Consider the following 9764-nt stretch of genomic DNA (forward strand, 5'->3'; position numbering starts at 1 on the left):
GCGCCGTGCCGCGGAGCCCTCCGCGCGGCCCCCGGGGTGTTTGTGTGTGCCGCCCCCACACCCCCCCCCCCGCCCCCCCCCCCCCGGGGGGGGGGGGGGGGGCGGCCCCCCCCCGCCCCAACGCCCGTACCTCTGGAGATTCATGCCCACTCCGCGTATCACCGGGTTGCCGGCCGAAGGGCGTTCGCTGATCGAGAAGGCCAGCGGCCCGATCACCGGCACCGGGACAGTCCACGCAGGCCTCAACAGCACCATCGCCGCTACCGTGCGCACCGACACGGACGCCCTGTTCGTCAAGGGCCTGCCGCTCTCTCACCCCCGCGTCTGGACGCAGCAACGCGAGGCGGACATTGCCCCGTACGTGCGCGGCGTCGCTCCTGAACTGCGCTGGCACGTGGAAGCCGACGGGTGGAGCCTCCTCGCTTTCCAGTACGTCGAGGGAGGACACGCTGGCTTCACGCCCGGCTCCTCCGACCTGTCCGCTGTCTCCGCGGCCGTGGCGCAACTCGCCGAGCTCCGGGCCCCCGGCGTTGAGCTGAAGGAGATGCCGCACCGGCTCCGGGGCTACGTCGACGACCTCGCCGACCTGAAGTGGTTCGAGGGGGACAGCCTGCTTCATACAGAGTGGAACCCGCACAACGTCCTCGTCACGGAGGCCGGCGCCCTGTTCGTCGACCGGGGGTGGGCATCGACCGGCGCGGCGTGGATCGATCCCGCGCTGTGGCTACGGTGGCTGATGGCTTACGGGCCACACCGCGCAGCAGGCCGAAGACGTGGCCGCGGCGCATCCGGCGTGGAAACTCGCCCCGCCCGCCGGGCTCGACGTCTTCGCCCGCATTCAACAGCGCTTGTGGGACTCCATCGCGGAACAACACCCTGACGAATGGGCGCAGCCGATGCAGGCCGCGGCCCGAGTCTGGAACATGCACCGGCAGCACCGGCGCTGACCTCCGATATGGCCCCGCTCCTGGTGGGCTTCATCAGTCCCCGGACCGGCTCGACGCCGCTCTCGCGCGCAGCAGCACGAGCGGAACCAGCCGACCACGGAGGCCGCTGCGTGACCCGTGCATTCACCGTCACCGTCGATGGTCTAAGGGCGTCGGGAAGGCGACGACGATCGCCTCGTTGCACCAGGCCAGCCAAGGAGCTGCGCTTCTATGAAGAGGCCGCGGCGGCCCTCGAGGAGCGCGGTGTCGATGTACTGCGACTTGATTCGTCGACTACCACTCCATCGGGGGCAGTCGGCCGAATTGCTGATGCGATCACGGACCGACGGCTACCGTCGGTGCTCTCACAGCCCCTCCCACCCCTCGGGAATCATGAGTAGCGAATCGGCACAGCCCGTCATCGACACCCATGTGATCGTCCGCGACGGCGACAAGATCCTCTTTTCCCAGCGAGGCGGCCCGTACGGGCACGGGCGTTGGCACATGCCGTCAGGAAAGGTCGACCAGGGTGAGGAACTCAGCTACGGCGCTGCGTGGGAGCTGTCTGAGGAGACCGGCCTCGAGGTCGACCCCGCGCAGCTGCGGCTCGTCCTGGCTCTCGAATGGTTCACCGTGCACGACCTGCCCGAAGACCTCATCGAGTACCCCGAGGCCGGATTGCGCGGCTACCTCGATGACGCGGGAACGTTGGTAGAGCACAACTGGGCGTAGAGCCCCTCGAGATGCCTGCACAATCGGGCAGGCATCTCGAGCATTCCGGGACAACTGCCGCCAACGCTAGGAATGCCACGATGGATGACGAACCGCTGTCGGACTGGGCCGAGCGCCGCGACGCGAAGATCGGCCGACTCCGTGCCGTCCCCATCGCTCCCGGCAATGGCCCCAGAGGCGCGCACGTGAATCCTGACGCGCCGCGCGGCATCGAACGGTGGAATGGACACGCGTGGGAGCCCTACGGGTTCGCGGCGAACTTGGACGACGCGAAGCACCTTCTGTACCCGGTGGCTGCTGGAGAGGCGGAGCAGCCCAAGGGGTTGGCCCGCAAGCTTCTCGGTAGCGGAAGCGGTAGGCATCGCAAGCCGCAGCCCCCGCGGTAGGCGGCCCGACCGTCCCCTACCTGCTCAGTTCTTGACGAAGACGCTCCTCATGCGCGCCGACCACGGCAATGCCTATGGAGGTGAAGGCTTCCACAGCCGCGGCATCGCCCATCCTGTCGCGCGGAATGTGCCTTTTGATGCTTGGGTGCAAGGCTGACCGCTACGCTCGATCGTACGAGCGATGGATCACTGCGTGAGGTCTCCGTGGTCGCGGCGCTCGACGCAGACGGCCTGGTCGCCCTACTCAGCGCCGACTTCCCAGCGTCAGCAGTTGATGGGGGGGTTACCGGAAGCGACTCGGCAGTAGTCCGACCCTGGTCCGCCGTCGACGGTGCCGGCGTTCGGGCCGACAGAGATGAAGTCGCCGTCGGCTCCGCCGAGGATCTTGCCGGACGCCGTGGTACCGGCGTTGGCCGTGATGGAGTCGCTACCGGCGCCGCCGTCGACGGTGCCGGCAACGATGCCGTTGATGACGATGTAGTCGCTGCCGCCCAAGCCGTTGACGCTGTCGCCCAGGGCGAGGGCGCCGCAGCTGATGTAGTCGGAGCCGGCAGTACCGCTGACGGTCGTGCCGGACACGGGGCTGCCGTTGACCGTACATGCCGTCAGGGCTTGTGCAGGCGTTGCGGTCAGGGCGACGGGAGCGGCCACGAGGGTGGCGGCGCAGAGCGTACGTATCGCATGTCTGATCATGTAATGAGTGGCTCATGCCGATTTCATGATCGCAATGCTGCACCACCGTCCGGGGGCAGTCTGCCCCCCGGACGGGCCATCGAGGCTGATGGCCAGATGATCGGGGTCTACGGCGGGTGTCCGAAGCCGGAGGCAGGGGTCCATCCCGCAGGGCCCCAATCTGGGAACCTGCGGGAACCGCCCACACCGACGTAGTGACGTTCACCTGGGAGCTGTCCGGGAGTCCACCTGCCGCGGGCCACGTTTCCACAGGTCAACAAATTTCGGCGGTGCCCCGGTGGCGAGCGTCGCCGGGCCCGGACCCCGCGCCCACTCAAGCCGTGTCCTGGGGCGTCAACCGCCGCCTTTGCTGTTCTGCTGACACAAGGAGACGCCGCATGACCTATACCGGCCCCGTTCATCCGCTCCCCCCGTGGCGGATGGACGGGGTCTCGCCTGTTCCTCCCTTTCGACGCTGCCACGCTCAGTTGGGCAGTGAGCAGGTTCAGACGCTGCGCCGCGGTTTCCGTGCCGTCGTCTTCTTGGCTGCCTTTTTTGGCAGGCTGCTCCTTCTTTGCCGTCTTCGTGGCCGGCGTCTCTTTGGCTGCGGTCTTCTTCATGGGCAGGTCGTGGACAGTGGCGTCTTCTCCTTGGGACTCGCGGGCCTTGGCCACGGACTCCTTGAGCGCGGCCATCAGGTCGACGACTTGTGCCGGCGCCTCGGGCTCCTCAGCCGTGGGCGGTTCCGCGGTTCTCCCGTTTGGCGTCCATGAGCTGCTCCACCGCTTCCGTGTACCGGTCGGTGAACTCCTCACCTTGAAGGTCGTCGCGGGTCAGCCGGTCGATGAGCTGCTCCGCCTGGGCGATCTCGTCATCGGTGAGCTCCACCTCGTCGGTTCAGCTCGGCGGGGTCGCGGATCTCGTCGGACCAGCGCATCGCGTGCACGGCGATGACGTTGTCGCGGACCCGAAGCAGGCCGAGGCGCTCGCGGCCGCTCCAGGCGTACTTCGCCACGGCCACCTCCGATGAGCGCTCCAGGGCCCGCCTCAGGAGTGTGTAGGGCTTGGCCGCCACTTGACCGCGGGCTCCAGGTAGTAGCCCTAGCCGATCTGGATCGGGTCGATGGACTCCAGGGGCACGAACGCCTCGATCTCGATGGCTTTCGCCGTGGGCAGCGGTCTATCTCCCGCACTCCTCGTCGAGCACCGGGATGATCGTGTCTTTGCCCCACTGGTAGCCCTTGCCGATCTCCCGACTGCGCGACCTCACGGTCCTCGATTTCGCAGATCTTGCGGCTCCGCACCCGGCCCATGTCCTCCAGATGCACCTGGTGGAAGTGGTTGCCGTGGTCCTCCCGGGCGTTGACCAAGTGGATCGGCACGGTGACCAGGCCGAATGAGATGGCGCCGGACCAGATGGTTCGGGGCGTGGGAGACCTCCACGACAAGCCCCGAGGCCTTCAGCCTAGAAGCAGTCGCAGGCCCGAGCGCGCCGAGGTCTCACCGCTGAACGGGGGAGGTGGCATCGGTTCTGGTTGGTCTGCCGAGGATACGCAGGTGGCTGCCGGGCTCGCAGGGCCCGCGGGAGCGCACGCCCGCAGTGGAGTCGGCGTAGTGGGTCGCGCGGGACGGGGCGCCTCGTCTGCAGGCGGTGCCGCAGCAGGTGCCTTACGGGCGGGTGCTGGTGAAGCGGGCGGTGGAGCCCCAGTTCTCCTGGACGGGGGTCATGCACCACTGGCACAAGGGCAGGCCGCCGTTGCCGTACTTGTGGGTGCGCCGCTGGCAGCCGGAGCACGGGCCGACGAGGCTGCCGGGGCAGGTGAAGGTGGAGGGGTCCGGTTCGCTGATCGGTGGCGCGGGAGTACTGGTCATCAGGGTGTCCTGTTCTGGGTGATTAGCTAAAAATCACCATGAACGCAGCATGAAGGGCTGGAAGGTGCAGGGTGTCGGCCAGTGCATCGTGATGGAGGGGGCCGGGTCGGCGGATAAGTCGAGGATTTCCAGTGCGGTGTCCGGCTGGCAGTGACGGCACGCGCGCACCCCCACGGTGAGGAGCCGGCGTGCTTCGTCGCGCGGGACGGGACGCCGTCGTTTGCCCGCGGCGTAGCAGCCGCCGACATGGACCTCGATGGGCGGGCGGCCGTTGCCGATACCGAGTTCGACGACCCAGTCCGGTTCCGCGGGCCGGTTTCGGCGGCCCTGTTCCTGTTCGGCCTGCCGCTCCTGAAGAGCGGCGATCTTGGTGTCGATGCGCTGCAGCCACATGGCGTGCCACACCCGCAGGGTGAGCAGCCGCGCGAGGTCAGGCGGCAGGTCATCGAACATGTTTCCGATTCTAGGTCCAGGGGTCACCCGGTTCGCCATCTCGCATGTTCGAATTCCAGTTCGATAATGTGGGTGTGGAGGTGGGTGCTGTGGAGGCAGGGACTGAAGCACGGCAGGTGGCGAGCGTGATGCACGGGCGCTGCCCGGACCGACTGCTGGAGGATCTCTACCGGCAGGTCCTGGAGCAGATGGCGCAGTTGTCGCCGATCGTCCAGGCGCTGCCCCCGACAGCCGCCCTGGCGGAGCTGAAGGGCGCGCTGCGCTACCACGGCGTGGACGCTGCCCGGCTGGGGGAGATGCTGCGGGTACGGGTCATTTCTAGGCTGGGTGTCGACGTGCGCGTCGGGATCGGTCCGTCCATCACCGTCGCGGCCACCGCCTCCGGCCAGATCACCGGCCCGGGGGGCGTCCTCGCCATCGCCCCCGGCCAGGTCGCGGACTGGCTCGGACCCCTCCCGGTCGAGGCCCTGCACGGCATCGGCCCCCGCCAGGCCCAGGCCCTGCATGACTACGGCGTCCACCGCATCGGCCTGCTCGCCTCGATCCCGCCCGCCACTGCCCAACGCTTGCTGGGCGGCCGCGCCGGACGACAGGCCGCCGACCGGGCCCGCGGCATCGACCCCCGCCCCGTCATCCCGCGCACCCTGCCCGCAACCGCGAGCGTCCACCGTGCCTTCCCCCAGCACACCCTGGACGGCGCCGCCGTCCGCGCCGCCCTCCTGGATACGGTCGTCACCCTCGCCCTCCAGTTGCGCCGCCGCAGTCAGGCGGCCCGCGGTCTGACCCTGACCCTGCGCTTCGCCGGCGGCACCACCTGGGAGAAGGCCCGCCGGCTGGCGGAGGCCTCCGCGCACAAGGACGACCTGCGCACGATGGCGTACTGGCTGATCGACGCGGCAGGACTCCAGCGCGGTCGGATCACCGCCATCACTCTGAAAGGCGACGACCTGATTCCTGCCGGCCAGGTCGCCGAGCAGATCAGCCTCGACCAGTCCCGCGAAGCCCGCCTTGTCGCCGAAGAAGTCAGCGACCGCATCCGAGCCAAATTCGGACCCTGCGCAATCCGCCCCGCAACCACCTTGCTGCGCGTCTCCTGACCGGTTGAACCCGCCGCGTCAGGCGGGCTGCCGGGGTGGGTAGCTTCAGAGGTCGTTCTCTTTCCGAACCTCGTGTGCGGATTCCGCTGGTCAGGCATGGGATAGCGACTGTCACGGAAGTCTTGGCTCGTTGCCGGCCGAGATGTTGTGGGGTGGCGGATGCCGTCGATGCGGGCTGTTCTGGAAGCGCGGCGGAAGGCCGCGGTCGTGCGGGTGGAGGAGCTTGAGGCCGAACTGGAGCGGGTGCGGACGGACTTGGCGGAGGCGGAAGAGGTCCTCAGGCGCCGGGAGATCGGTCTCGAGCAGTATCTGGAGGCGCTGGCCGAGGAAGAAGCACCCGCCGTGGTGGTCAGCGGGTCAAGGAAGCCGGTCGGGCCGCGACGTGCGGTGCCGCATCGGGAGAACGCGGCCGGGGTCGAGGAACTGTCGGTGAACTACCAGGCAGTGATGGCTGCTGCGACGGAGGCCGGAGCCGAAGGGCTCGGCGCCCGGCGGACGGCGGTGGCGCTGGGCTGGGACAGTGCGTCCGCTTCCCGCGTCGAGGGTGCGAGAGCACGGTTGAAGCGGCTGGTGGAACGGGACTGGCTGGTGGAGGAGAAGCCGGGCAGGTTCACGCTGCCTGAGCAGGAACAGCCCGATGATGATGCTGGGCGGCCAGGCGGCGATCATGAGGGTGATCATCGACCGGCGGATGATGGCTTCGCTGGTGTCGGTGCGTCGTTCGTGGTCGCGGACCAGGCGCCGGCTGCGCGGGAGCCAGGCGAAGGACTGTTCCACGACCCAGCGGCGGGGCAGTGGCTGGAAGCCGCGGACGTCGTCCGGGCGGCGGACGACGTCGAGGACGATTCCCAGGTGCTGGGTGGTCCAGTCGGTGAGGCCCTGACCATGGGAATCTTGTCACCTGGCTTCCGGGGGCGGCCGAGATCCTACGACGGGCGGCTACCACCCGGACAGTACGAGGCATACGACTTCCCCGTGCTGTCCGCCGGACCCACACCCAGGGTCAGCCGCGACACCTGGCAGTTCACGGTGACCACCGAGACCGGAGCCGACCACACATGGTCCTGGACTGCGTCACCAAATGGTCCAAGTTCGACACCCGCTGGCAGGGCGTGTCGCTAGACCTCCTGCTCGCGGACGTCGAGACGGCCGCCGACTTTGCCCTGGTCCACGCATACGGCGGGTACACCACCAACCTCCCCTGCGGCAGCCTCCCGCCGGTCGAGCTTCTCCAGCCACGACACCATAGCCGCCTCCAAGACCACGTCTCAGAACACGACGATCCGCCGTCCGCGCAACGCATGGCAACGGCGCACGGCATCACCTGCTCGCTGAGGAAGAGCCGCACCCAAGTAGCCGTTGCCCAGGGTGCACAGACTCCCGCAGGCGTTCCTCCGCGGGGTCGTAGCCCTCGCTCCCACAGCAGTCCCGGCACTCGGGCGGTTCCCCTTCCGGTGTCCCTCGTCGCGGTCGTCACCGTTCGGCCAGCAGGCCGGTGAGGACGCGGTCCGGGGTGAGGGGGAGTTCGCGGAACCGGATGCCGGTGGCGTGGTGGACGGCGTTGCCGAGGGCGGCGGCGGTCCCGACGATGCCGATCTCGCCGATGCCCTTGCTGCCCATGGGGTTGAGGTGCGGGTCGTCCTCCTCGATCCAGTCGGCCTCGATGCCGGGGACGTCGGCGTGGGCGGGCACGTGGTAGGAGGCGAGGTCGGCCTCGGTGAAGTCGCCGAACGGGCCGTCCATGGTGCTGCCCTCGGTCAGGGCCATGCCCAGGCCCATGATCATGCCGCCGACGAACTGGGAGCGCGCGGTGCGGGCGTTGAGGATCCGCCCGGCGGCGAAGACGCCGAGCATCCTGCGGGCCCGTACCTCGCCGGTGACGGTGTCGACGGCGACCTCGGCGAAGTGGGCGCCGAAGGCGTGCCGGGCGTACGGGGAGTCGGCGTCCGCCCGGCCGGCGGTGTCGGAACGGACCAGGAGACCCTCGGCGGGCAGCGGACCCGGATGCTCGGCGAGCCGGGCCGCCAGGGCGGCGCACGCCTCGTACACGGCCCAGCCCCATGAGGCGGTGCCGGAGGAGTCGCCGGCCAGCGACGCCGGGGGCAGGTCGCTGCGGCCCACCTCGGTGCGCACCCGGTCCAGGGACGCGCCGAGGGCGTCGGCGGCGACCTGGGCGAGGACGGTGCGCGCGCCGGTGCCGATGTCGGCCGCGTTCACCCTGATGAGGAAGGTGCCGTCGGGCAGGGCCTGGGCGGTGGCGGTCGACGGCCGGATCAGGACCGGGTAGGTCGCCGCGGCCACTCCGGTGCCGATGAGCAGTGGGCCCTCGGTCCGGGAGCGCGGGCGCGGGTCGCGCCGGTCCCAGCCGAAGCGGCGGGCGCCCTCGCGCAGGCACTCGGCGAGGTGCCGGCTGCTGAACGGCTTGCCGCTGCCGGGTTCCCTCTCCGGCTCGTTGCGGATCCGCAGCTCGACGGGGTCCACACCGAGGGCCCCGGCGAGTTCGTCGACCGCCGACTCCAGGGCGTACATGCCGGGGGCCTCGCCGGGGGCGCGCATCCAGGACGGGCTGGGGACGTCCAGTGGCACCACCCGGTGGGAGCTGAGCAGGTGCGGTGCGGTGTACATGACGCGGGACGGCACCGCGGCCTGCTCCACGTACTCCCTGACGCGCGAGGTGTGCGTGGTGACCTCGTGCAGCACCGCGGTGAGGTGTCCATCGGCGGTGGCGCCGAGGCGCAGCCGGTGCAGGGTGGGGGCCCGGTGGCCGACGACGGTGGGCATGTACCGGCGGGCGTAGGCCACCGTGACCGGCCGGCCGGTGTGCCGTGCGGCCATGGCGGCGAGGACGACGTCGGGGCGCGGGGTGCCCTTGGAGCCGAAGCCGCCGCCGACATGCTCGGCCACCACGGTGACGTGCTCCTCGGGCAGGTCGAAGAGACCGGCGAGCACGGACTGGACGGTCGTGCTGCCCTGGCTGGAGGTGTACACGGTCAGCCGGTCGCCGTCCCAGTGCGCGGTGCTCGCGTGCGGTTCCATGGGGTGGTTGTGCAGGGGCGGCACCCGGTACTCGGTGTCCAGGCGAACGTCGGCGGCGGCGAAGGCGCCGTACGGGTCGCCGTGTTCGAGGCGGCCCGGCCGAGCGCCCCCTTCGGGCTCGTAGGCGTCCGGGTGGTCGGGGCGCAGTACGACGTCGTGGTGCTCGGTGGCGTAGCCGACGCGGACGGCCCGGGCGGCGGCGCGGGCCGCCTCCAGGGTCTCGGCGACAGCCAGGGCGACGCACCAGCCCCGGTGCGGCACGTGGCGGTTCTGCAGGACGGCGAGGGTGGCGTCGTCCGTCTCGCCGAGGCGCGGGGCGTCGCCGGGGGTCAGCACGGCGAGGACGCCGGGCAGCGCGAGCGCGGCCGAGGTGTCCACGCCGGTGACCCGGCCCCGGGCCACGGCCGCCGGCACGGGCCAGGCGTGGACGCGGCCGGGCACCGCATACTCGGCGGCGTAACGGGCGGTACCGGTGACCTTCTCCCGCCCTTCCCGCCGCCCGGCGGTGTGGCAGAGGGCGGTGTAGGGGTGGTGGGTGTGGGGGTGGTGGGGGTAGGAGGGGGGGGGGGGGGGGTGGAAGGCCACGCCCG

10 protein-coding genes and 1 pseudogene are annotated in these 9764 nt (G+C 70.2%); 5 read left to right on the forward strand and 6 right to left on the reverse strand.

The genetic code is table 11. The features are described 5' to 3' along the window. The first annotated feature begins 142 nt into the window (after positions 1-142). The 3 genes from ACFXGX_RS18985 to ACFXGX_RS18995 all read left to right on the forward strand — a co-directional run bounded on the left by ACFXGX_RS18985 (position 143) and on the right by ACFXGX_RS18995 (position 2044). A complete protein-coding gene (locus tag ACFXGX_RS18985) occupies positions 143-880 on the forward strand; it encodes an aminoglycoside phosphotransferase (RefSeq protein ID WP_384792178.1) in 738 nt (245 codons plus the stop codon). Positions 881-1319: 439 nt separating this feature from the next. Beyond that, a complete protein-coding gene (locus ACFXGX_RS18990) occupies positions 1320-1658 on the forward strand; it encodes an NUDIX domain-containing protein (RefSeq protein WP_384792181.1) in 339 nt (112 codons plus the stop codon). Between the two features lie 80 nt (positions 1659-1738). Continuing rightward, complete coding sequence (locus ACFXGX_RS18995) at positions 1739-2044, forward strand: DUF6087 family protein (RefSeq protein ID WP_384792184.1); 306 nt, start codon at positions 1739-1741, stop codon at positions 2042-2044. A gap of 264 nt (positions 2045-2308) precedes the next feature. On the opposite strand, the gene ACFXGX_RS19000 is transcribed toward ACFXGX_RS18995, so the two are convergent. The 5 genes from ACFXGX_RS19000 to ACFXGX_RS19020 all read right to left on the reverse strand — a co-directional run bounded on the left by ACFXGX_RS19000 (position 2309) and on the right by ACFXGX_RS19020 (position 5041). After that, positions 2309-2737 carry a hypothetical protein gene (locus ACFXGX_RS19000; RefSeq protein ID WP_384792187.1) on the reverse strand — a complete coding sequence of 143 codons (429 nt, stop codon included), beginning with the start codon at positions 2735-2737 and terminating at the stop codon, positions 2309-2311. Positions 2738-3445: 708 nt separating this feature from the next. After that, positions 3446-3604, reverse strand: coding sequence for a hypothetical protein (locus ACFXGX_RS19005; RefSeq protein ID WP_384792190.1), 159 nt, complete (start codon positions 3602-3604; stop codon positions 3446-3448). Further along, entirely contained in the window at positions 3588-3791 is a 204-nt protein-coding gene (locus ACFXGX_RS19010; protein WP_384792193.1) for a Ku protein, read from the reverse strand. The genes ACFXGX_RS19005 and ACFXGX_RS19010 overlap by 17 nt, the downstream gene beginning before the upstream one ends. Positions 3792-4384: 593 nt before the next feature. Next, positions 4385-4588, reverse strand: coding sequence for a hypothetical protein (locus tag ACFXGX_RS19015; RefSeq protein ID WP_384792196.1), 204 nt, complete (start codon positions 4586-4588; stop codon positions 4385-4387). A 33-nt stretch (positions 4589-4621) separates the two neighbouring features. After that, a complete protein-coding gene (locus ACFXGX_RS19020) occupies positions 4622-5041 on the reverse strand; it encodes a DUF6233 domain-containing protein (RefSeq protein ID WP_384792199.1) in 420 nt (139 codons plus the stop codon). Between the two features lie 128 nt (positions 5042-5169). Here ACFXGX_RS19020 and ACFXGX_RS19025 point away from each other — a divergent pair, with 128 nt between their 5' ends. Together ACFXGX_RS19025 and ACFXGX_RS19030 are read left to right on the forward strand one after the other, a co-directional pair. Next, positions 5170-6138: a hypothetical protein gene (locus tag ACFXGX_RS19025; RefSeq protein WP_384792350.1), complete on the forward strand. Its 969-nt coding sequence runs from the start codon at positions 5170-5172 to the stop codon at positions 6136-6138. A gap of 885 nt (positions 6139-7023) precedes the next feature. Continuing rightward, positions 7024-7352, forward strand: a pseudogene (locus tag ACFXGX_RS19030) (sulfite oxidase-like oxidoreductase); the annotation flags it as partial. A 259-nt stretch (positions 7353-7611) separates the two neighbouring features. Here the strand turns inward: ACFXGX_RS19030 and ACFXGX_RS19035 are convergent. Next, positions 7612-9759, reverse strand: coding sequence for a xanthine dehydrogenase family protein molybdopterin-binding subunit (locus ACFXGX_RS19035; protein ID WP_384792353.1), 2148 nt, complete (start codon positions 9757-9759; stop codon positions 7612-7614). Positions 9760-9764 lie beyond the last annotated feature (5 nt).

Origin of the sequence: Streptomyces sp. NPDC059371 (genome assembly GCF_042751995.1) — a bacterium.
In the GTDB taxonomy this organism is placed as follows: Bacteria; Actinomycetota; Actinomycetes; order Streptomycetales; family Streptomycetaceae; genus Streptomyces.

What these genes read in the sequence shown, in the direction of transcription:
- ACFXGX_RS18985 (WP_384792178.1), top strand. Translation starts at nt 143, where the DNA reads ATGCCCACTCCGCGTATCACCGGGTTGCCGGCCGAAGGGCGTTCGCTG.
- ACFXGX_RS18990 (WP_384792181.1), top strand. Translation starts at nt 1,320, where the DNA reads ATGAGTAGCGAATCGGCACAGCCCGTCATCGACACCCATGTGATCGTC.
- ACFXGX_RS18995 (WP_384792184.1), top strand. Translation starts at nt 1,739, where the DNA reads ATGGATGACGAACCGCTGTCGGACTGGGCCGAGCGCCGCGACGCGAAG.
- ACFXGX_RS19000 (WP_384792187.1), bottom strand. Translation starts at nt 2,737, where the DNA reads ATGATCAGACATGCGATACGTACGCTCTGCGCCGCCACCCTCGTGGCC.
- ACFXGX_RS19015 (WP_384792196.1), bottom strand. Translation starts at nt 4,588, where the DNA reads ATGACCAGTACTCCCGCGCCACCGATCAGCGAACCGGACCCCTCCACC.
- ACFXGX_RS19020 (WP_384792199.1), bottom strand. Translation starts at nt 5,041, where the DNA reads ATGTTCGATGACCTGCCGCCTGACCTCGCGCGGCTGCTCACCCTGCGG.
- ACFXGX_RS19025 (WP_384792350.1), top strand. Translation starts at nt 5,170, where the DNA reads ATGCACGGGCGCTGCCCGGACCGACTGCTGGAGGATCTCTACCGGCAG.